Raw genomic sequence first — 21611 nt, 5'->3', positions numbered from 1 at the left:
TCATGCCTCCACGGTCCGGGTGCGGACCATCAGTAGTGCGGTCTTCTCGGGCAGCTGTAGCTCCCCGGCCGGCTCGAACCCGGCAGCGGCGAACGCGCGCACCGACGGGGTGTTGCGGACGTCGGGCTCGGCCACGACGCGGCCGCAGCGGGGATCGGCCCGCAGGACGGCGTCGCCGAGAGCCCCGAGCAGCCGGCGTCCCAGCCCCTGCCCGACCTGGCCGACGTCGCCGATGGCGATGTGCAGTCCCCAGTCGTGTTCCTGCCAGGCGTAGTACTCCGCGAGCCGGTCGTGCCGGACTCGGTACAGCTCGACGTAGGCGAGGTCCTCGTCCTTGAAAGCAACCACGCAAGGAATCGAGTGCTCCCCCGTGGCCTGCTCCTGCAGCTCCTGAGCCCAGCGCTCCACCGGCCAGTCCTGCTGCCACCAGGGCACGACGTGCGGCTGCGCCATCCACTGCGCGACCGTGGTCGCGTCCGCCGAGGTGGCCGGGCGGAGGTCGAAGCCGTCGTCCAGGTGCAGCAGCGGCGCGACCTCACACCTCACCGGGCCGCACCCATCCGCAGGGGGTTCGGGATCTCCAGGTAGACCGACTGGTTGTCCAGCGGCGCGACAACCTCGTCGATGCCCTTCAGCCGGGTCAGCATGTTCGCCTTGCAGGGCAGGTGATCCGCGGTGAGCCATCGCTGAGCCAGGCGGTCGCCGTCAGGTCCAGCGGACTTCAGCGACGGCAGTGCGTCGGACAGGCGCTCCCGTACGACGTCCAGCAGGTCCAGCTCGTCAGCGACCCCGTCCACTCCCAGCGCGCTGACCACGGCCAGCGCCTGGTTGTGCAGCAGGTAGTAGGTCAGCCGGTCGTCCACGATGGCGTCCTCGACCACGGCAAGCGTGGAGTCGGTCAGACCCGTGACCGCGAGCAGCCCCTTCAAGTACGACGACGCGAGGTAGTAGCCCTGGTTGTCGCGGTACGCGCCGCCGACGACCCGTCCGGAGTCGTCCAGCCGGACCAGCGTGTTCTGCTGGTGCGCCTCGAGGCCGATGCCCGTCTCGGCGTACAGGCAGAGCATGGGGACGAGCACCTGATCGACGTACGACGCCACCCAGGCCCCCGGGTTCTCCTGTACGGCGGGGAGCGCGCTGAGGCGGCTGACTCCGCCGAGGCGCGGCGCGACGAGTCCGGCGAGACAGGCGTAGCTGTCGACGTCCGCCGGGACCTCGCGAACGGCCACGTCGAGTCCGGTGAGCGTCTCGCCGCCTTCGTCCAGCGCAACCCAGGCCGGGTCGCGCACGATCGAGAAGCCCGGGTGGGCGGTCGCCGTACCGGCGTTGTACGCGGCGTCGAGCAGCCGGTTGATCTCCAGGCCGCGGCGCAGCTCGGTCGAGGTGGACTCGCGGCGGGAGTTGGTGATCCGCAGCCCGAGAGACAGCTTGAGCATGACCGGCAGGTCCGGGTGGTAGACCGTGCGCAGGCTGGAGGTCGGGTACCACTGCGCGCCGAGCGGTCCGAGCGGCCGGACCCGGCCCTCGCGGATCAGCTCGGCGACCCGCGGGCGGTGCAGCAGGGACTCGGCCTGCCACGGGTGGGCCGGGACCAGCGCCGCACCCGCGGCAGGCGTCGTACCGGCCAGCGCGGCCATCAGCTGCAAGGCGTCCAGTCCCTGCAGTGACGGCGCGCCGGCCACCTGGTCGGAGGAGACCAGCTCCTGGTCGACCTCGAACCAGTGCACCGCGAAGCGGCCACCCAGCTCCGGCGAGTACTCCGCCAGCTCGGCCCCGCTCAACCCGTCCCGGCTCTTCGGCGCCGGATGGTTCTGGTGCCCGACCGTCAGGGCCTGCTCGTGCTCAAGGAAGCGCCCCAGCCCGGTCTCCTGATCGGCAGCCTCCGGTCCGGCGAAGAACGTCGCGACATTGCGCACCGACTCGGCGGTGCGAGCGGCCAGGTCGTCGACCTCGACCGGGTCGGCGTCCACCGCCAGGAGGCGGACCAGCTCCTCCGGCGCGGGCGCCTCCCCGTCGACCAGCACGTCGGCGAACAGGTGCAGTCCGGTCGGCGACGCGTGCAGGACCTGAGCGGTCACCGCGGCGTCACCCACCTTGAACGTCAGCAGCCCGGGCGACACCGGCACGCCCGCCTCGCGGGTGTAGCAGCGCAGGATCGCGTTCAGGTGAGTGGTGACCGCTGCTGCGGTGGTCGGGGTCATGCCGCTCCTTCGCCGCCGGCCGACCGGACGTCGTGGCCGGTGGCCACGACGAGGTCGAGCAGTTCTTCGATGTCCGACGCGGTCGCGTTCGGGTTCAGCAGTGTCAGCTTCAGCGCGACCGCCGCAGGACGGTCACCGCGGGCCGGGATCTTGGTGCGGCCGATCAGCACCTGTCCCGAGGTCAGCAACCGGCGCCGGATCTCACCCTGGAGCGCGTCCAGCCCGGCCGCGTCCAGCTCCCGCCCGGCGACCCGGAACAGGACCGTGGTCAGCGTCACCGGCGCCAGCAGCTCGAGGTTGCTGTCGGCAACGACTCTGGCCGCGGCGGCGTGCGCGAGCTCGTGGCAGGTGTCGAGCATCCTGCCCAGTCCGGCCCGGCCGTACGCCGACAGCGTGGTGGCGATCTTCACGGCGTCCGGGCGGCGGGTCGTCTGCAGGCTCCGCCCGAGCAGCCCGTCCAGCCCGGAGTCGACGTCGTCGGCCGGGTTCAGGTAGTCGACCGAGCGCCCGAGCGCCGCGAACCGCTCCCGGTCCCCGACCAGCAGCACGCTCGTCGCGGCGGGCTGCCAACCGATCTTGTGCAGGTCGAGCGTCACCGAGTCCGCCGCCGGCAGCTCGGCCAGCAACGGCGCCAGCCGGTCGGAGAACAGCGCACCGAACCCGTACGCCGCGTCCGCGTGCACCCAGGCGCCGTACGGGCGGGCCAGCTCGGCGATGCCGGCGATCGGGTCGATCGAGCCGTAGTCCGTCGTACCGGCGGTCGCGACGACCGCGATCGGAGTCCGGTCGGGCCGGGCCAGCTCGTCGGCGAGCACGTCGAGGCGCATCCGGAAGTCACCGTCAGCCGGGATCACGACCACCGCGTCCTCCCCCAGCCCCAGCGCGGCGCAGGCCCGCTGGACCGAGAAGTGCGCGAGCTCGGAGCAGAACACCACCGGCCGGCGCATCTCGTGCACGCCATGCCGGCGGACGTCGAGACCGACCGCCGCGGCAGCACTGTCCCGCGCGATCAGGATCGCCAGCAGGTTGGAGATCGAGCCGCCCGGCGTCAGCACGCCGTCGGCGGCCGGGCCGAAGCCGGCCAGCGCGGCGAGCGAGCGGACCACCCACTGCTCGATCGCCAGCGTCGCCGGGCCTGAGTCGTAGGTGTCCATCGAGGCGTTGCTCGCCGACGCCAGCGCGTCCGCGTCGACGGCGACCTGCAGCACCGGCGGCTGCAGGTGCGCCGCGGCCCGTGGGTGGCTGAGATCGATCCCGTAGCTGTCGAGTAGTCCGGCGACCAGTTCGAGCGCCGCGGATTCGCCGACTCCCGTCGACGGCACCCGCGGTTCCCCGAGCACTTCGGCCGTCCGCCGCAGCACGTCAGCCGGCAGTCCGGCCGGCAGCGGTCCACGGTCGCGGTCCACGACGGTGGACGCCAGTGGCCAGGCCGGGACGGTCAGTTGGTACGGGCTGTGCGGCGCCCGGGCCGATGAGCTCAACGCGGTGAGACCCACTTGCTGCGGCATCCAGCTTCTCCAGGGAAGTTGTTGAGTAAGGCAAGCCTTAGTAAGGCAGGCCTAACCTACTTCGTCCCTGGCACGCTGTGTCAACTGCACTGCACCAGCAGTGGCGAGCCTCACCCCTGGTACGCCGGCCCGCCGGTTCCCGGCCTGCGGCCGTCGACATCGGTGAACCCGTACTCGCGGCCGAGCGCGGCCGACCGGACCACCTGTCCGGAGTACCGCATCACGTCCGGATCGGCGGCCAGCGCCGCCACCGCGCGGCCGATGAACTGCGGGACTCCGAGTCCGACATGTCGAAGAACTCCGCGGCCGCCAGCACCGACTCGGTGCGCACCAGGCCGGGGTACAGCGACACCGCGGCGACGCCGTGCGGGCGCAGGTCGTGCGCCATGCAGGCGACCATCCGGTCGGTCGCCGACTTCGCCACGCCGTAGCTGACGCCCGCGTCGGTCTTCTCCGCGGCGTCCGACGAGACGTTCACGATCAGGCCCGAGCCCTGAGCGACCATGGTCGGCGCCGCGAACACACTGGTGACGTAGTGCGCGCGGACGCCGGTGGTGAACATCGAGTCCCACCGGGCGATCGGTTCGGTCCAGAACCCGGCCTCGCGCCAGAACTCGGTCCCGTCCCAGAAGTGCTCGTAGCCGCCCCAGACGTTGTTGACCAGGAGGTCGAGCCGCCCGGTCTCCGCGACGACGCGCTCGATCACCTGCCGGGTCTGCGCGTCGACCGCGTGATCGCAGACCACCGCCACGCCGCGGCCGCCGAGCGCGGTCACCTCGTCGGCTGTCTCCTGCACGCTGCCGCCGAACGGTGTCGTCGGTGGCCCGCCGGCCGCCGCGCGACCGGTCACATAGACCGTCGCGCCCTGCTCACCGAGCCCGAGCGCGATGCCCTTCCCCACGCCGCGACTCGCTCCCGTGACGAGCGCGACCCTCCCCTCCAGCGATGCCATCCACCGACGGTATCAGCGCCCGTACGGCGTCCGGGTGAGAACGAAAGTCGCCAGGTCCAGATGCGTGATCTGCCCGCCGTCCCGCATCACGCGAAGGCGTTCGCCGGCCACATAACCGTCGCGCCCCTGATAGAGGTCCACGCCCAGCGGTGAGAAGCGCGAGGTGAACGCACCGCTCATCTGCAGGATGCCGCCGCACACCGAGATCGTGACGGGCGTGTTCCCCCAGTACCAGTGCCCCAGCAGCTCCTCGCCCTGCGCGAGCTCGGGCTCGGGGACCCACTCCTGCGGCAACCACGGCTCGTGCTTGATCAGCACCCGCATCAGATCCAGCGGGACCGAAGCACACTTGCCGTACGTCGCGTTGGCGAGCGCGACGCCACCGATCCGCCGCACCCGGTCGACGAACAGCCCGGCCACGAAGCCCGGCATCGATCCGGTGTGACCGACGAACAGGTACGGGTCGTCGGCCTGCAACCGCAGCCCCAGCCCGTACGCCGCGTTGAGCGCCTCGCGCGGATCGGCCGAGGCCGGGGTCGCCATCTCCTCGACGCTGTCGCGGCTGAGCACCTCCGGCACCGGGTCGATCCAGAAGCACGCGTACTTCGCCAGGTCCTCGATCGTGCTCCACAACTGCCCGGCCGGCGCCATCGCGCCCGAGTCGTACGCCGGCTCCTCGGCCAGCCGCCCGCTGAACGGATGCACCGAGAACCCCTGCGCCGCCGGGTCCTGGGGGAAGTACGTCGTCCGCCGCATCTCCAGCGGGGACAGGATCCGATCGCGCACCAGCTCGGTCCAGGGCGCGCCCCGCAGCCGCGAGACGATCTCGCCGAGCAGGCCGTAACCCAGGTTCGAGTAGTGGTAACGCCGGTCCGGGACGCCTGCTGCCTGCGACTCGTTCATCGCGGCGGCCAGCGCCTCGAACGAAACCCCCGGATTGCGTTCCCACCACGGGCCCTCGGGCTCGGCGTTCATCCCACCCGAGTGCGACAGCAGGTGCCGGATCGTCAGCTCACCGAACGCGATCCCCGGCAGATGCTTGCCTACGGCATCGTTCAGCGCGAGCAGGCCGTCGTCGCGCGCCTGCATCACCAGGACAGCGGTCAGCGTCTTGGTGATCGACCCGATCCGGTACTGCCGCTCCGGACCGGGCGACCCACCGTCCGCCGTCGCGAACTGCCCGCGCGCCCCGGTCCAGACCAGCGCGCCGTCACGCACCACCCCGGCGGTGATCGACGGCAGCTTCCACTCACTCTGGGCCGCCGCCACCTCGGCGTACAAGGCGGCGGCGGTGTCAGACCGAAGGGTCACTCAAAGGCCTCCGGCGACGGGCAGGAGCAGATCAGGTTGCGGTCGCCGTACGCGCCGTCGATGCGGCGGACCGGCGGCCAGTACTTCGTGGTCCGGTCGACCGACTGCGGGAACGCGGCCTCCTCGCGGGTGTAGGCGTGCTCCCACTTGTCGTCGATCACCGCGGACGCGGTGTGCGGGGCGTTGACCAGCGGGTTGTCGCCGGCCGGCCACTCCCCCGCCGCGACCCGGTCGATCTCGTGCCGGATCGCGATCATCGCGTCGATGAAGCGGTCCAGCTCGCCCAGGTCCTCGGACTCGGTCGGCTCGACCATCAGCGTGCCGGGCACCGGGAACGACATCGTCGGCGCGTGGAAGCCGTAGTCGATCAGCCGCTTCGCGACGTCGTCGACGGTGACGCCGGTCTGCTTGGTGATCGGCCGCAGGTCGAGGATGCACTCGTGCGCGACCAGGCCGTTCTCGCCGGTGTAGAGCACCGGGAACGCGTTCTCGAGCCGCTTGGCGACGTAGTTCGCGGTCAGCACGGCGGCCTTGGTGGCCGACGTCAGCCCCTCCGCGCCCATCATCCGGATGTAGGCCCAGGAGATCGCCAGCACGCCGGCCGAACCGAACGGCGCCGCGCTGATCGGGCCGACGCCGGAGTCCGGACCGGCCTGGCCGAGCAGCGGGTGGTTCGGCAGGTACGGCGCGAGGTGCTCGGCCACGGCCACCGGGCCGACGCCCGGGCCGCCGCCGCCGTGCGGGATGCAGAACGTCTTGTGCAGGTTCAGGTGGCTGACGTCGCCGCCGAACTCGCCCGGCTTGGCCAGGCCGAGCAGGGCGTTCAGGTTCGCGCCGTCGACGTACACCTGGCCGCCGTTGTCGTGCACGATCCGGCAGACCTCGGTCACGCTCTCCTCGTACACGCCGTGCGTGGACGGGTAGGTGATCATGATCGCGGCCAGCTTGTCCGCGTGCTCACTCGCCTTGGCCCGCAGGTCGTCGAGGTCGATGGTGCCGTCGTCGTTGCCCTTGACAACAACAACCTTCATGCCGGCCATCACCGCGGAGGCGGCGTTGGTGCCGTGCGCGGACGAAGGGATCAGGCAGACGTTGCGCTCCTCGTTGCCCTGGGCCCGGTGGTAGCCGCGGATCGCGAGCAGCCCGGCCAGCTCACCCTGGGAGCCGGCGTTCGGCTGGATGGACACCTTGGCGTAGCCGGTCACCTCGGCCAGCCAGCGCTCCAGCTGGCCGATCAGCTTCACGTAGCCGGCCGCGTCCTCGATCGGCGCCAACGGGTGCAGGTCCGCGAACTCCGGCCAGGTGACCGGTTCCATCTCGGTGGTGGCGTTCAGCTTCATCGTGCACGAGCCGAGCGGGATCATGCCGCGGTCGAGCGCGTAGTCCTTGTCGGACAGCTTGCGCAGGTAGCGCAGCATCGCCGTCTCGGACCGGTGGGTGTTGAAGACCGGGTGGGTCAGGTACTCGCTGGTCCGGACCACTTCGGTGGCGAGGCCGGCGCCGGTCAGCGACGCGTCGTACGTGACACCGAACGAGCTGCAGACCCGGCCGAGTGCGGTGGCGTCGGTCTTTTCGTCGCAGGAGATGCCGACGTGGTCGGCGTCGACGAGACGCAGCCAGATGCCGTTCTGCCGGGCGGTGTCGACGACATCGGCCGCACGACCCGGGACCCGGGCCAGCACGGTGTCGAAGAACTGGTCGTGCACGACCTCGACACCACCGGCGCGCAGCGACGCGGCCAGGCTGTCGGCTCCCGCGTGCACGCGCTCGGCGATCGCCTTCAGACCGTCCGGGCCGTGGTAGACGGCGTACATCGAGGCGACGACGGCGAGCAGGACCTGCGCCGTGCAGATGTTGGACGTCGCCTTCTCGCGGCGGATGTGCTGCTCGCGGGTCTGCAGCGCCAGCCGGTACGCCGGGGCGCCGTCGGCGTCGACCGAGACGCCGACGAGGCGACCGGGCAACGACCGCTCCAGGCCGGTCCGGACCGACATGAAGCCGGCGTGCGGGCCGCCGTAGAACAGCGGGACGCCGAAGCGCTGCGACGAGCCGATCACGATGTCGGCGCCGGCCTCACCGGGCGCCTCGAGCAGCGTCAGCGCGAGCAGGTCGGACGCGACCGCGACCAGCGTCTCGCGCTCGTGCGCGGCGGCGATCAGCGGCTTCAGGTCACGCACCACGCCACCGGAGCCCGGGTACTGCACCAGGAAGCCGAAGAAGTCGCCGTCCGGCAGACCGTCGGTGGTGTCGGTGACCACGACCTCGAGGCCGAGCGCCTCGGCGCGGGTCTCGACGACGGCGATGGTCTGGGCGAAGCAGTCGGCGTCGACCAGGAAGCGGTTGCTCTTGGACTTGCGGTTCGACCGGTGCGCCAGCGTCATCGCCTCGGCCGCGGCGGTGCCTTCGTCGAGCAGCGACGCGTTGGCGGTCGGCAGGCCGGTCAGGTCGGACACGACGGTCTGGAAGTTCAGCAGCGCCTCGAGCCGGCCCTGGGAGATCTCCGGCTGGTACGGCGTGTACGCCGTGTACCAGGCCGGGTTCTCGACCAGGCGGCGGACGATCACCGACGGCGTGAACGTGCCGTAGTAGCCCTGGCCGATCATCGAGGTGGCGACGGTGTTGCGCGCGGCCAGCTGACGCAGCTCGGTCAGCGCGTCGACCTCGGAGGCCGGCTCGGGCAGCCGGAGCGGCTCGGCCGAACGGATCGACGCCGGCACCGCGGCGTCGACCAGAGCGTCGACGTCGGCGTACCCGAGGGTCTGCACCATCCGGGCGACCTCGTCGGCACGCGGGCCGATGTGCCGGTCGGCGAAGGTGGCCGAGATCTGGGGGGAATCGTTCACGAGAGGCTCCGTTGCTGACAGTCTGCCGGTGGCCTCCCCCTCTGTCACGCGCACAGCGCTTCAGAGTCGCCTGCGGCACCCGGTCCATGGGCCTGAGAGGTTCCGGGGAGGAATTGCCCCTTCGGCGCCCAGGCGAACCTGGGACTCTCCCGAGTGCTGTGTACGGCTCCCCCGAGGCTACCAGTTGCCCGCGTCGAGTTCCGGCAGCAGCCGCCGTGCGGTCGCCCGGGCCGGCGCGACCAGGTCCGGATCAGCCGAGGTCATCGGCCAGCGCACCCGCGTGCCGACGTCCGCCCAGCCGCCGACCGCGGCGAGGAACTTGTCGAGCGCCGGGTTCGACAGGCCGTCCTTCTGCAGCGGCGCGATGTGCTCGGCGAAGAACTCGGCGATCCGCCGCTCCACGTCGAGTGCCGCCTGGTGGTCGGACTGCATCAGCTCGTACCACCCGACGGAACCGGCCGGCGAGAGCGCCGCGACGTTCGAGTAGCTGCCGTCCGCTCCGAGCGGCGTCATGCTCGCGAGGAAGTGGCCGGGCACGAAGAGCGACAGTCCGGACTCACGCGCGGCATCGAACCACGCGGCGTCCCCACCAGCACTCTTCAACCCGATCAACGCCGGTACGGCGCGCGCGAGGTCGGCGAGTTGCTCCGGGCCGACCTGGGTCTTCGCGTGCGGTGGGTTGTAGAGCACGAGCGGTACGCCGTCGGCGGCCTGGGCGACGCGATCGAGGAAGACGAGCACCTCGCCTGGGGTGAGCGGCAGCCAGTCCGGCAGGATCACCTGGATCGCCGAGGGACGCAGCGCGGCGGCCCGGCGTACGCGGTCGAGCTGGAGCTGGGCGGACGGATGACTGGCACCCAGCTGGAACGGCAGGTCCGCGGCTTCGCAGCGGGCGGCGAGCAGCTCGTTGATCCGGTCGTACTCCGGCTCGGTCAGGGTCTGGAACTCACCCGCTGTGCCGTGCGCGTAGAGACCGTGCAGGCCGGCCTGGACGAGGTGGTCGAGCTGGGTCCTGAGGCGGGCGAAGTCGATCGTGTCGTCTGGGTCCAGGGGCAGCAACAACGTCGCCCACACACCACGCAGACTTTCCGCGGTGAGTGGGCGCACTGTGCTCGCTACGGCAGGTCAGCCGGTCATCCGGGCGCGGCGGCGAGCGGCGAGCTCGTCGTTCGCGTGCGGACCGGACTCCTCGTCGTGGCCGTCGGCGCGCTCGGTCGGCAGCTCCGACAGCGAACCCTCGACCTCGCGCCAGACACCGCCGAGGGCGATGCCGAAGACGCCTTGGCCACCGGCCAGCAGATCGATCACCTCGTCCGGCGAGGTGCACATGTACACCGAGGCGCCGTCGCTCATCAGCGTGATCTGGGTCAGGTCGTCGATGCCGCGCTTGCTCAGGTGGGCGATCGCGGTGCGGATCTGCTGCAGCGAGATCCCGGCGTCCAGCAGACGCTTGATCACCTTGAGCAACAGGACGTCGCGGAAGCCGTACAGCCGCTGCGTGCCCGAGCCGGTGGCCGGGCGGACCGACGGCGAGACCAGGCCGGTGCGGGCCCAGTAGTCGAGCTGGCGGTAGGTGATCCCGGCAGCGGCACACGCTGTCGGGCCGCGGAAACCGACGTCCTCCGGCATGGGCCGCAGGTCGTCGTCGAAGAGCAGGCCCTGCACCCCCGCTGCGGCAGCCGCGTCGGCGTGTGCTTCGGACGCCGACTGCGCCGTCAGATCAGTGTCGCCGGTGCGTGTCACGCCTGAGCCTCCCTGGGTACCGACTGGAACGGACTACATCCGTGGAGTTACAACTCCTCACAACTCCTTCAAGGTAAGCCGCCGACTTGAACCGGTCAACGACAACCGCGTGGAGCCGAGAGCGTGTCGCGCTCACAGTCCGAATTGTTATTCACCCAGGTGGAACCAGGTACCCAGGGGCAAACCCGAAACCTCAGCTCTTGTCGAAGTCGTCGGGCGACACCTGGTCCAGGAACTCCCGGAACCGTTCGACCTCTTCCTCTTCCTCGACCTCGTCGTTCTCGTCGTTCTCGCTGTCGGGCACCGGGATGCCGGCCTCGGCCAGGATCTCCTCGGTGCAGAACACCGGCGTACCGGTCCGCAGCGCCAGCGCGATCGAGTCCGACGGCCGGGCCGAGATCTCGGTCTTGTCGTCGAAGACCAGGATCGCCTCGAACACGCCGTCGGTCAGATTGACGATCCGGACCTGCGTCAGCGTGTGACCCAGAACACGGATCACCTCGGCGAACAGGTCGTGCGTGAGCGGACGTGGGGGCTCCATCCCCTGCTGCGCGAACGCGATCGCGCTGGCCTCGGCCGCACCGATCCAGATCGGCAGGTACCGCTCACCGCCGACCTCCCGGAGCAGCACGATCGGCTGACTCGAGGGCATCTCAACCCGGACTCCGACCACGTCGACTTCGCGCACACCCTCAGCCTACTCTCCGGCCCCAGGCCGAGCGGGCTCCCGGGGCGGCGTCAGCGCAGCCGGAAGGATCGGCGGTAGGCCAGCGGGGACAGCCGCACCCGCCGGGTGAAGTGCTGGCGCAGGTTGATCGCCGTACCGAATCCGCAGTGCCGGGCGATGTCCTCGACCGGCAGCGTGGTCGTCTCCAGCAGTTCTTGCGCGTGCCGGACGCGTTGGGTGAGCAACCATTGCAGCGGAGTCGCCCCGGTCTGCTCGCGGAAGCGCCGGTTGAGCGTGCGCGGGCTGACGGCCGCCTGGTCCGCGATGTCCGCGAGGGTCAACGGATCGCCGAGCCGTTCGCGCATCCAGCGCATCGTCGGCTCCAGCGATCCACTGTCGTCGGAGGGCTCGTGATGCACGATGAACTGCGCCTGACCGCCGTCGCGTTGCGGCGCCACGACGACCTGGCGAGCCACCTCGGCCGCGACCGCGGCACCGAAGTCGTTGCGCACCATGTGGATGCACAGGTCGAGCCCGGTCGCCGCGCCGGCCGACGTCAGCACGTTGCCGTCGTCAACGAACAGCACGTTGGGGTCCACCTCGACCCGGGGATACCGCCGGGCCAGCGTGCCGGCCGACGTCCAGTGGGTCGTCGCGGGCCGCCCGTCGAGCAAGCCGGCCGCGGCCAGCAGGAAGGCACCGGCGCAGATCGACGCGAGCCGCGCGCCGCGGCTGTGCGCCTGCCGGAGAACGTCGAGCACCTCCGCCGCCGGCTCACCGTCCGTCCGGGCGCCCGGCACGATCACCGTGTCGGCGGTCAGCGCCTCACCCAGCTCGTACGGCGCGGTCAGCTGGAACAGTTCGGCACCGCCACGCCCGGTCACGTCCAGACCGGGACGCTGTCCGCACATGATCACGTCGTACAGCGCGGTGCCGTCCTCGGCGCGGGCGCTGCCGAAGACCTGGCCGGGGATCGCGAGATCGAGACTGTCGACGCGATCGGCCGCGACCACCGCGACGCGGTGTCGGCGCTGTCTGCGCTGCATGGCGATAATCTATCGGAGACGGGCATTCTTGCCACTGTCGAGGCGATGCCCGGCTCGCGACGATGAGCGCGTGGCCATCCTTCAGCTAACCGTCTCCGTCGTCGCGATCCTGCTCATGGCCCTGCTCGGCCGGCTGGCCGACCAGCTGACACGCCCGGGTCGCGAGTTCAGCGAGGCAGGCGAGAGCGAACCAGCGCGGCGTGCAACCGGACCGCCAGAGCGGCCAGCTCCTGAGTCCGCTCGGTACGCCGGGGTCCGGTGACCTGCTCGATCAGCCCGACCTCGCGATCGGCCGCGGCCCGGAACGGGCGCAGGTGCCGCGGCTCCACGCCGTACTGGCCGAACTGCGCCGCCGCCTTCGCGACCAGGATCGCGTCGCCGTCGTAGTGGTTGCTGCGGGCCACGATGAGCTGGTGGCTCTCCAGTTGCTCGAGCAGCGCCTCGTCGATGCCCGCGGCCGCCCGCAGTTCCTCGCGGGTCAGCTTCAGCTCGGTCCGGTCGGCGCCGAAGTCCTCGGCGACCGGCAGCCCGGCCGGCTCGGCCGCCTGCGGTGCCGCCGGAGGTCCGCCCGGCGTCGGCCGCAGTCCGCGGTCCATCGCGCCGAGGTGTTCCTTGATCACCTTCAGCGGCAGGTACTGGTCGCGTTGTGCTGTCAGCACGTACCGCAGCCGCTCGACGTCGGCCGCGCTGAACTTGCGGTACCCGGCAGCGGTCCGCGCCGGCGTCACCAGGCCCTCGGCCTCCAGGAAGCGGATCTTGGAGATGGTGACGTCGGCGAACTCGGCCTGCAGGACCTGCAGCACCTGTCCGATGCTGCTTCCTCCGGCGTCAGGCTCAGGCCTGGCCACTGGCGTAGTAGACGAGCCGGTACTTGCCGATCTGGACCTCGTCGCCGTTGTTCAGAGCGACCTCGTCGATCCGGTCGCGGTTGACGTAGGTGCCGTTCAGGCTGCCGACGTCGCGGACCTTGACGCCGGCCGGGTCGCGGCGGAACTCCGCGTGCCGGCGCGACACGGTGACGTCGTCCAGGAAGATGTCGCTGTCCGGGTGGCGCCCGGCGGTGACCACGTCGACGTCGAGCAGGAACCGGCTGCCCGCGTTCGGGCCGCGCTGGACGATCAGCAGGGCGGACCCGGCCGGCAGCGCGCCGACGGCGGCCTCGTCCTCGGCGGTCAGGCCCTCGCCGGCCAGGTCGACCCGCTCGGTGTCGGGCTCGGCGCTGATCGGGGTCAGCATCGCGGTGTCGGTGACGCCGGGAGCGGGCACCGGACGGTCCGCGCCAGGGAGCATCGTTCCGCACTGCGAGCAGAACCTGCTGCCCTCGGAGTTCTCGTGCCCGCACTGGTTGCAGAACGGCATGCTGTGATCCTCCCGATCGCCGGCGGTCCGGCGACGTTGTCGTAGATCCCCGTGGTGAACAGTGTGGACTGGGCCTCAACCCTCGACCAGCGGTTGAGGCCGTAAACCTATCAGCCCTGGCGCGTCAGCTCTGGTCGAGCTGGCCCTTGTAGGTGTCGGCGTCCATCAGGGCCGCCACCTCCTCCTCGTCGTCGACCCGGATGTCGAGCAGCCAGCCCTCGCCGTACGGGTCGGTGTTGACCAGGTCGGGCTGGTCGGCCAGCGCCTCGTTGACGGCGGTGACGGTGCCGTTCACCGGCGCGAACAGGTCGCTGACGGACTTGGTCGACTCCAGCTCGCCGCAGGCGTCACCGGCCCGCACCGCGGCACCGACCTCCGGCAGCTGCACGTAGACGATGTCGCCGAGAGCGTCCTGGGCGAAGTCGGTGATACCGACCCGCACCGGGCCCTCCTCGCCGGCCTTGACCCACTCGTGCTCGGCCGTGTACTTCAGGTCTTCGGGGTACACCTCGGGTCCTCTTTCACTCAGGATCTCACTTGGTCGGGCTGGGCGCCGGGCGAGCGTAGCGATGCTCCTCCGGGGCGTGCAAGGCGGTGATCTGGACCTGCCGCAACTCGGTCACCTCGGCGGTGCCGCCGATCTGCGGGCCGGTCACCTCGCTGACCAGGCCACCGGGGAAGTTGGCCGCCTCGGCCAGGTTGTGCGACTCGCCGATCGCCTCGATCACGTACGGCGAGGTGACCTTCTGGCCGTCGACCCGTACGCCGGGCGCGTCGTCGATCAGGTCGGTGCTGGCCACCACCCGGACCGATCCGTTGATCTGGATCGCCTCGGCCCCGGCGTCGCGCAGTTCCTCGATCGCGTCCAGCAGGTTGCCGGACGTCATCTTGCCCTCCGGGTCGTTCAGCGTGATCCGCACCCCCGGTCCCTGGGCCGGCAGCGTTCCCGCCAGGATGCCGAGGGTCCGGACCTGCTGCTCGGCCTGCTCGCGCGCGGTCTGGGCCTTGTCGGCACTGGACGACAGCGTGTTCTTGCGCTCCTCCAGCTCGGTGATCTCGCTCTCCAGGCGGCGGTTGTTCTGGTTCAGGCCGTCGAGGATCGCGATCAGGTCCTCGCGGCGGGCGTTCTGGTAGCCGTCGTCGGCGCGGTTCACCCGGACCTGGACGACCGCCGTACAGGCGACCAGCGCGAGGACGACGGCGACGATCGCCTGGCCGCGGGACGGCTTGAATCCGGCGCGCAGCCGGCGCAGGGCGAGGTTCGGCCCCTTGGGGCGCGGTGGGGGCATCGGGGTGGGAGCGGCCGGCATCACCGGTTCGTCCGTCGTACCGGTGGACTCCGCGGCCTTGTCCGCGCGGTGATGGGTGTCGCCGCGGTGCTGCGGCTCGTGCCGGCGCTTCGGCTCCTCCGGCGGCGTGCTCTCGGGTGGCTGCTGGTCGTCGCTCATGATCAGGCCCGGAAGACGTGCCGGCGGATCGCGGCCATGTTGGTGAAGATGCGGATGCCCAGCACGACCACCACGCCGGTGGACAGCTGCGAGCCGACGCCGAGCTGGTCACCGAGGTAGACGATCAGGGCGGCGATCAGCACGTTCGAGACGAACGAGACGACGAACACCTTGTCGTCGAAGATCCCGTCCAGGAACGCGCGCAGGGCGCCGAAGACCGCGTCGAGCGCGGCCACCACGGCGATCGGCAGGTACGGCTGGGCCCAGTCGGGCACGTCGGGCGCGACCAGCAGGCCGATCACGACGCCGACCACCAGACCGAGCACGGCGATCATCTCGGCCCCACCTTCGCGTATCGCAGCGCGATGGTCGCATCGGCTGGCACCAGCAAGGAGTCCTCCGTCGTGGTCGTCATCCGGACATCGAAGTTGCTCACCAGGTACTGCACCCACTGCCCGCCCGGGCTCTGCGCGAACCGGGCCGGCAACGTCGCGGTGTCACCGATCGCGAGCACCGTGTACGGCGGGTTGAGCGAGCTGTAGTCGACCGTGATCGCGCTGCCGGCGCCCCGGATCGCGGTCAGGCTGGTCAGCCGGTGGCCGTTCACCGAGATCGCCTCGGCGCCCGCGGTCCACAGCCCGTTGACCAGCTGCTGGAGGTCGACGTCGAGCAGCCGGCCCTCCTTGTCGTCGGCGTTCTTGGCGTCGTCGACGACCACCTTGATCCCCGGCCCGGTCACCGCGACCGAACCGACCTGAAGCTCCAGGTCGTCGACCTTCTGCTGCAGCGCCGCGTCGGAGTCCGACAGTGCGCCGGCCTGCAGACCGCGCACCTCGCCGGCCAGCGCGGACTGCCGGTTGCGCAGGTCGTTCAGCCGGTTGTCGGCCTGCTCGACCCGCTCGATCAGCTCGTTGCGCTGCTTCTCCGCGGCCGGCGCGCTGCGGTAGTTCTGCGCCGCGGCGACCGACAGCAGGAAGCCGAGTACGACGAACGCCACCACCAGCATGATCCGGTGCCTGGCCTTCTTCGGCCCGTTCTGCGGTGGGCGCAGCCGGGCGCTGATCGCGTACCCCTCGTCGAGCGGGTGCGCCATCAGGTTGTTCAGCAGCGACATGGACGCGTCCACGCGCCGCTGTCCCGGTGGAGCTTGCTGAGTCACGATCGACCCGGTCGCCCGCTGATCGGTTCGACGGTCTGGATCAGGTGCCGCAGCTGCACGAAGTACAGCGCGCCGGCCCAGTAGTACAACGCCGTACCCCAGATCGCGAACGCCCAGCCGAACACGCGGGCCAGCAGGTTGAGCGTGCTGTCGCCGTCCCCGAGCAGCAGCAGCGGGAACGCGTACAGCAGGCAGAAGGTCGCGGACTTGCCGAGGAAGTGCACCGGCAGCGCGTTGAAGCCGCGGCGGTGCAGCGCCGGCAGGGTGAAGGTCAGCAGCAGGTCGCGCAACGGCAGCGCGATCGCCAGCCACCACGGGATGATGTCGCGCAGCGCCAGGCCGAGCACGGTCGCGAAGATGTAGAGCCGGTCGGCGACCGGGTCGAGCATCTGGCCGAGCCGGGTGGTCTGGTTCATCCGGCGGGCGATCTGGCCGTCGGCCCAGTCGGTGAAGCCGGACACGGCGAGCACCAGCAGGGCCCAGCCGTCCTCCTTCGGGCCGAGAATCAGCCACAGGAACAGCGGCACACCGAGCAGCCGTGCGAAGCTCAGTGCGTTCGGGATCGTCAGTACCCGGTCGGACACCTCCACGTCCGGCACGCGACCCTCCCCCTTTTCCTCTGGCTCGGTCCCTGGAACCCCAGTCCCGCCGGTAACTCTACTGGGGCATGCCACCGGGTTTCGCCCCGGCCACACCGGGGTAGCCCCGGATTCGTCCCTGACTACTCGAACGCCCCCGGACCGGCCCGGCTACGCACGTCACCGACCGGTGACCTGATCGAGACCGAAGGGAGATTCCGGACCGTACGGCGCGTCAGTGCGCAGCGAGTTCCCGAGGAAGTTCCGGAGGTCTTCGAGCAGGAGGTCGGGCGCGTCCTGGGTGGCCCAGTGACTGCCTGGGTCGTGTTCGTTCCAGGAGACGCCGGCTGAAACCATCCATCCGGTCAAGCCGACAGCAGAAGTGTGAGACAGCCGTGACGACCAGACCGTTGAGCCGACGCGAGTTGAACCGGGCCACCCTCGCCCGCCAGTTCCTGCTCTCCCGCACGGATCGCTCGGTGCCCGACGTGATCGAGCATCTCGTCGGGCTGCAGGCACAGACGCCCCACACCTGGTACACCGGCCTGTGGACCCGGATCGCCGGCTTCAGCCCCGAGGTCGCGGCCGACGGGCTGGTCGAGCGCACCTTGGTACGGATGGCCGTGATGCGGTCGACCATCCATCTGGTCACGGCCCGCGACGCCGGCGCCCTGCGGGCCCTCGTCCAGCCGGTTCTGGATCGCGACCTGTTCACCAACCACACGCACAAGGCGGCGGTCCGCGATCTCGACCTGGACGCTGTCACCACCGCTGGACGCGAGTTGCTCGCCGAACGCCCACGCACGCAGCGCGAACTCGGTGCTCTCCTGCACCAGCGCTGGCCCGATCGTCCGCCGGCCGGGCTCGCCTATGCCGTGCGCAACCTGGTACCGCTCGTCCAGGTGCCGCCCCGCGGGCTCTGGGGCCGGAGCGGTTCGATCGCCCACACCACCGCTGAGGCGTGGCTCGGCGGCCTGCCCGACGGTGGCCCGCCCGACGGTGGCCTGCTCGACCGTGGCCTGCCCGGCGGTGGCCTGGACCTCGCCGGCCTGGTCCGCCGGTACCTCGGCGCGTTCGGCCCCGCGACAGTGCGCGACCTGCAAACCTGGTCAGGGCTGACCCGTCTGAGCGAAGTCGTCGACTCGATCCGTGGGGAGTTGCTGGTCTTGCGCGACGAGGACGACCGCGAGCTGTTCGATCTGCCGCAAGCCCCGCGCCCCGACGCCGATACGCCCGCTCCACCGCGATACCTCTACGACTTCGACAACCTGTTGCTCTCGCACGCCGACCGCAGCCGGGTCATCACCGGCGACTTCCAGCGCTACTCGTTCCGTCCCCACGGGCCGGTGCCGTCCGTCGTACTCATCGACGGTGTGACCGGCGGCGACTGGACCATCGAGCGCACCGGGGCAGCCGCGACCCTGCACGTGCGCACCTACCGCCGGCTGTCCACCGAACTCACGACGAAGGTCGTCACCGAAGGCGCCGGCCTCCTCGCGTTCGCGGCTGCCGACGCCGATCGTCATGACGTCCAGGTGCGAGTGGTGCCCGACTGACGGAGGACTGGAAAGCCGGGTCCTAGGGTGGTGGTCACGACGGAGGGGAGAGCGACCGATGAAGTTCCTGATCCTGATCTACGGCAATCCCGAAGGACGCGAGCTGTGGAACCAGCTGTCCGAGGAGCAGCGCCGGGAGTCGATGGCCGGCTACACCGAGCTGGAGAGCGCGTTGAGCGCGACCGGTGAGTTGCTCGCCAACGAGTCGCTCGACGATCCGGCGCTGACCAAGCAGGTGCTGGTGCGCGACGGCAAGGCGATCACCACGGACGGCCCGTTCGCGGAGATCAAGGAGCAGTTGGCGGGGTTCTACCTGGTCGAGTGCGACACGGTCGAGCGCGCGACGGAGATCGTCACGCGGATTCCGGAGGCGGCTTTCAGCATCGTGGAGATCCGTCCGGTGCGGGACCTGAGCTTCCTGCGGTGAACACCGGTACGCCGGCGATCGAGGGGCTGTTGCGGGAGCTGGCGCCCCGGATCGTCGGGCCCCTGGTCCGCCGGTACGGCGCGTTCGACCTGTGCGAGGACGCCGCGCAGGAGGCGTTGCTCGCGGCCGCTACCCAGTGGCCGGTCGACGGCGTCCCGGACCAGCCGCTGAACTGGCTGATCACCGTCGCGTCCCGGCGCCGGATCGAGCTGCTGCGCAGCGAAGCCGCTCGGCGCAAACGCGAGGAGAGCGTCGCCGCGGCCGAGCCCGCCGACCCTGCTCCGGCGCCACAGACCGACGACACCCTCACGTTGCTCTTCCTGTGCTGCCATCCGGCCCTCACTCCCCCGTCGCAGATCGCGCTCACCCTGCGCGCCGTCGGCGGGCTGACCACGGCCGAGATCGCCCGCGCCTTTCTGGTGCCTGAGGCAACCATCGGTCAGCGGATCAGCCGGGCGAAGGCGTCGATCAAGGCCGGTGGCGCGACCTTCCGGATGCCGCCGCCCGACGAGCTCGGGCCGCGCCTGGCCGCCGTACTGCACGTGCTCTACCTGATCTTCAACGAGGGCTACACCGCGAGCTCGGGCGAGAGCTTGCACCGCGTCGAGCTGAGCACCGAGGCGATCCGGCTGACCCGCCAGTTGCACGAGCAGCTCCCGGCCGAGGGCGAGGTGAGCGGTCTGCTCGCGCTGATGCTGCTGACCGACGCGCGCCGTCCCGCCCGGACCGCGCCCTCCGGCGCCCTGGTCCCGCTCCCCGAGCAGGACCGGTCGCGCTGGCACCGCGCATCGATCACCGAAGGCACCGAACTGATCACCCGGACGTTGCGCACGGCCCCGATCGGCCCGTACCAGCTTCAGGCCGCGATCGCCGCCGTGCACGCCGAGGCCCTGGACCCCGCGGACACCGACTGGCGCCAGATCCTGGTTCTGTACGAGCTGCTCGAGACCCTGTCCCCCGGCCCGATCGTCACGCTGAACCGCATCGTCGCGGTCGCGATGGTGCACGGACCGCGCACCGGCCTCGACCGCCTCGACCAGGCCGTCGAGGATCCGGCTCTCGCGAACCACTACCGCACGACCGCCGTACGAGCCCACTTGCTCGAACTCGCGGGTGACACCGAAGCCGCCCGGACGGCGTACGAGCAAGCTGCTCGGCAGACGCAGTCGTTCCCGGAACGTCAGTACCTGACCGCCCGTGCGGCCGCGCTCTGACATCTGTGCGGTCAGACGGTGAGAACGACCTTCGCGCGCGCGTGCTCGACCTCCAGGTGACCAATCGCCGCCGGGGCCTGTTCCAGTGGATACTCCCGGTCGATGACCGGGACGATCTTTCCGGTCTCCGCGAGTTCGGCCAGGACGCGCAGGTTCGCGGCGCTCGGCACCGCCTCGAGCACGACCACGCGATGGCTGCGGGCAAACTTCCTGAGCAGAGCGCCGCGAACGATCAGCGCGATCGGACCGATCAGGCTGCCGCCCCGGGACACCCCGCCGCCAGACAGAATCAGCGTGCCGCCCGGCTTCAGCGTGCGCCGCAACTCCCGCAGTGAGCGGTTCCCGACGAGATCGAGCAGTACGTCGTACCGGGCGCTCTCGCGGGTGAAGTCGGTGGTCGTGTAGTCGACGACGTGCTCGGCACCGAGAGAGCGGACCAGGTCGACGTTCCGCGTGCTGCAGACGCCGGTCACCTCCGCGCCGTACGCAGTGGCGATCTGCACCGCGAAGGTGCCGACCCCGCCGGACGCGCCGTTCACCAGCAACCGCTGACCGGCTTTCAGGTCGCGCAGGCCCATCAGTGCCGTGTTGGCGGCGAGCGGCAGTGCGGCCGCCTGCTCGAAGGTGAGGTTGGGCGGCTTGGTGACGAGCGCCGTCTGCGGCGCGCACACGTACTCCGCGAACGCCGCCTCCGCCTCGCCGAACACCTCGTCCCCCGGTTTGAACGCCGAGACGCCGGCCCCGACCGACTCGACCACCCCGGCGAAGTCGGTTCCCCGCACCGGTTGGCGAGGACCGCGGCGGTCGAACGTCGAACGATCCATCAGGCGAGCGACGTACGGATCGCCCCGCATCAGGTGCCAGTCCCGCGCGTTGACCGACGCGGCGCGAACCCGCACCAGTACGTCGCTCGCGCCCGGCACCGGCCGGTCGATCTCCCACAGCTCCAGCACGTCCGGCGCGCCGTACCGATCTTGTCCGATCGCCCTCATCCCACATCCCCACCCCTCGAGCCCCCAGGCCGTGCTCCGAACCTAGCCAGCCCAGGCCTGCCCGCACATCGGGGAGCAACCCCGAGCCGCCCCTCAGCCGCCCGGACCACGACCGCACGGGCGTGATGTTCGCCGTGGTCGGACCGCTGCGGGACAACCCGGCCCGGGCGTGGTCCCGCCGCGGGGTCTAACGCCTAGGACCAGGTCGTGGCACGGTCCGCGAATTCCTCGGGATCGGAGTGCACCGGGATCACGCACACCAACTGCCCACCCGGCACCCGCAGTGTCCGGCATCCCTGCCAGCTCGACACCTCGACCGCGCCGAGCCCGATCAACCGCGCGGTCTCGGCATCCACGTCGTCGGTCTCGATGTCCAGGTGGTACCGCGCCTCGCCCTCCTCCAGCGCCTGGATCGCGGTCACCATGCCGGGCACCGCGTCGTGCAGGCTGATGTACTGCGGCTCCCCCGGCGGACTGCTCGTCCGCACACCCAGCGCGGCACTCCAGAAGTCCGCGACCTTCGGCGCCTCTTCGCGCGGTACGTCGATCAGCAACGTCGAAACCCGGCTCTTGTGCATGCCACCAGAGCGTAGGCGTCAACTCCAGC

At 70.8% G+C, this 21611-nt stretch carries 22 protein-coding genes and 1 riboswitch; of the genes, 3 read left to right on the top strand and 19 right to left on the bottom strand.

Annotated features, from left to right (window positions below; translation table 11 throughout):
• From ACQPXM_RS18505 to ACQPXM_RS18425, 17 genes are all read right to left on the bottom strand, one after another.
• Complete coding sequence (locus ACQPXM_RS18505; RefSeq protein ID WP_432950215.1) at positions 1-546, bottom strand: GNAT family N-acetyltransferase; 546 nt, start codon at positions 544-546, stop codon at positions 1-3.
• Complete coding sequence (locus tag ACQPXM_RS18500; RefSeq protein ID WP_432950213.1) at positions 543-2201, bottom strand: IucA/IucC family protein; 1659 nt, start codon at positions 2199-2201, stop codon at positions 543-545. The genes ACQPXM_RS18505 and ACQPXM_RS18500 overlap by 4 nt, the downstream gene beginning before the upstream one ends.
• The gene (locus ACQPXM_RS18495) at positions 2198-3709 is read right to left on the bottom strand and encodes a pyridoxal phosphate-dependent decarboxylase family protein (RefSeq protein WP_432950211.1); all 1512 of its coding nucleotides are present in this window, start codon (positions 3707-3709) and stop codon (positions 2198-2200) included. The genes ACQPXM_RS18500 and ACQPXM_RS18495 overlap by 4 nt, the downstream gene beginning before the upstream one ends.
• Positions 3710-3929: 220 nt before the next feature.
• Positions 3930-4661 carry an SDR family NAD(P)-dependent oxidoreductase gene (locus tag ACQPXM_RS18490; protein ID WP_432950209.1) on the bottom strand — a complete coding sequence of 244 codons (732 nt, stop codon included), beginning with the start codon at positions 4659-4661 and terminating at the stop codon, positions 3930-3932.
• A gap of 12 nt (positions 4662-4673) precedes the next feature.
• A complete protein-coding gene (locus ACQPXM_RS18485; protein WP_432950207.1) occupies positions 4674-5972 on the bottom strand; it encodes a serine hydrolase domain-containing protein in 1299 nt (432 codons plus the stop codon).
• On the bottom strand, positions 5969-8815 hold the full coding sequence (gcvP, locus tag ACQPXM_RS18480) for an aminomethyl-transferring glycine dehydrogenase (RefSeq protein WP_432950205.1): 2847 nt from the start codon (positions 8813-8815) through the stop codon (positions 5969-5971). Before gcvP ends, ACQPXM_RS18485 begins: the two co-directional genes overlap by 4 nt.
• Before the next feature lie 70 nt (positions 8816-8885).
• Positions 8886-8977: riboswitch (glycine riboswitch) on the bottom strand.
• 15 nt (positions 8978-8992) lie between these two features.
• On the bottom strand, positions 8993-9889 hold the full coding sequence (locus ACQPXM_RS18475; RefSeq protein ID WP_432950203.1) for a dihydrodipicolinate synthase family protein: 897 nt from the start codon (positions 9887-9889) through the stop codon (positions 8993-8995).
• Between the two features lie 51 nt (positions 9890-9940).
• A complete protein-coding gene (locus tag ACQPXM_RS18470; protein ID WP_432950201.1) occupies positions 9941-10558 on the bottom strand; it encodes a MerR family transcriptional regulator in 618 nt (205 codons plus the stop codon).
• Between the two features lie 193 nt (positions 10559-10751).
• Positions 10752-11246: a bifunctional nuclease family protein gene (locus tag ACQPXM_RS18465; RefSeq protein WP_432950199.1), complete on the bottom strand. Its 495-nt coding sequence runs from the start codon at positions 11244-11246 to the stop codon at positions 10752-10754.
• A gap of 50 nt (positions 11247-11296) precedes the next feature.
• A complete protein-coding gene (locus ACQPXM_RS18460) occupies positions 11297-12271 on the bottom strand; it encodes a GlxA family transcriptional regulator (protein ID WP_432950197.1) in 975 nt (324 codons plus the stop codon).
• A gap of 167 nt (positions 12272-12438) precedes the next feature.
• Entirely contained in the window at positions 12439-13074 is a 636-nt protein-coding gene (gene ftsR / locus ACQPXM_RS18455; RefSeq protein WP_432950195.1) for a transcriptional regulator FtsR, read from the bottom strand.
• A gap of 31 nt (positions 13075-13105) precedes the next feature.
• A complete protein-coding gene (locus tag ACQPXM_RS18450; protein ID WP_432950193.1) occupies positions 13106-13630 on the bottom strand; it encodes an FHA domain-containing protein in 525 nt (174 codons plus the stop codon).
• A gap of 124 nt (positions 13631-13754) precedes the next feature.
• Entirely contained in the window at positions 13755-14138 is a 384-nt protein-coding gene (gene gcvH, locus ACQPXM_RS18445) for a glycine cleavage system protein GcvH (protein WP_432950191.1), read from the bottom strand.
• 25 nt (positions 14139-14163) lie between these two features.
• Complete coding sequence (locus ACQPXM_RS18440; RefSeq protein WP_432950189.1) at positions 14164-15078, bottom strand: DUF881 domain-containing protein; 915 nt, start codon at positions 15076-15078, stop codon at positions 14164-14166.
• A gap of 2 nt (positions 15079-15080) precedes the next feature.
• The gene (locus ACQPXM_RS18435) at positions 15081-15413 is read right to left on the bottom strand and encodes a small basic family protein (protein WP_432950187.1); all 333 of its coding nucleotides are present in this window, start codon (positions 15411-15413) and stop codon (positions 15081-15083) included.
• Positions 15410-16192, bottom strand: a complete 783-nt coding sequence (locus tag ACQPXM_RS18430; RefSeq protein ID WP_432950185.1) for a DUF881 domain-containing protein — start codon at positions 16190-16192, stop codon at positions 15410-15412. The genes ACQPXM_RS18435 and ACQPXM_RS18430 overlap by 4 nt, the downstream gene beginning before the upstream one ends.
• Positions 16193-16233: 41 nt before the next feature.
• The gene (locus tag ACQPXM_RS18425) at positions 16234-16836 is read right to left on the bottom strand and encodes a CDP-alcohol phosphatidyltransferase family protein (RefSeq protein WP_432950183.1); all 603 of its coding nucleotides are present in this window, start codon (positions 16834-16836) and stop codon (positions 16234-16236) included.
• A gap of 374 nt (positions 16837-17210) precedes the next feature.
• Between ACQPXM_RS18425 and ACQPXM_RS18420 the strand changes: the two genes are divergently transcribed.
• The 3 genes from ACQPXM_RS18420 to ACQPXM_RS18410 are packed head-to-tail and all read left to right on the top strand — an operon-like array spanning position 17211 to position 20012.
• Positions 17211-18371 (top strand): winged helix DNA-binding domain-containing protein, encoded by a 1161-nt coding sequence (locus ACQPXM_RS18420; protein WP_432950181.1) that lies wholly within the window; start codon positions 17211-17213, stop codon positions 18369-18371.
• Positions 18372-18429: 58 nt separating this feature from the next.
• Positions 18430-18798 (top strand): YciI family protein, encoded by a 369-nt coding sequence (locus ACQPXM_RS18415; protein WP_432950179.1) that lies wholly within the window; start codon positions 18430-18432, stop codon positions 18796-18798.
• The gene (locus ACQPXM_RS18410; RefSeq protein WP_432950177.1) at positions 18795-20012 is read left to right on the top strand and encodes an RNA polymerase sigma factor; all 1218 of its coding nucleotides are present in this window, start codon (positions 18795-18797) and stop codon (positions 20010-20012) included. The genes ACQPXM_RS18415 and ACQPXM_RS18410 overlap by 4 nt, the downstream gene beginning before the upstream one ends.
• An 11-nt stretch (positions 20013-20023) precedes the next feature.
• On the opposite strand, the gene ACQPXM_RS18405 is transcribed toward ACQPXM_RS18410, so the two are convergent.
• Together ACQPXM_RS18405 and ACQPXM_RS18400 are read right to left on the bottom strand one after the other, a co-directional pair.
• Complete coding sequence (locus ACQPXM_RS18405; protein ID WP_432950175.1) at positions 20024-21004, bottom strand: NAD(P)-dependent alcohol dehydrogenase; 981 nt, start codon at positions 21002-21004, stop codon at positions 20024-20026.
• Positions 21005-21198: 194 nt separating this feature from the next.
• The gene (locus ACQPXM_RS18400; RefSeq protein WP_432950173.1) at positions 21199-21582 is read right to left on the bottom strand and encodes a VOC family protein; all 384 of its coding nucleotides are present in this window, start codon (positions 21580-21582) and stop codon (positions 21199-21201) included.
• Between the last annotated feature and the right edge of the window lie 29 nt (positions 21583-21611).

The sequence above is a fragment of the Kribbella sp. CA-253562 genome, assembly GCF_050942265.1.
Lineage (GTDB): Bacteria > Actinomycetota > Actinomycetes > Propionibacteriales > Kribbellaceae > Kribbella.
Note: the sequence above shows the minus strand (reverse complement) of the source record. Positions and strands in the feature narration are given on the sequence as shown.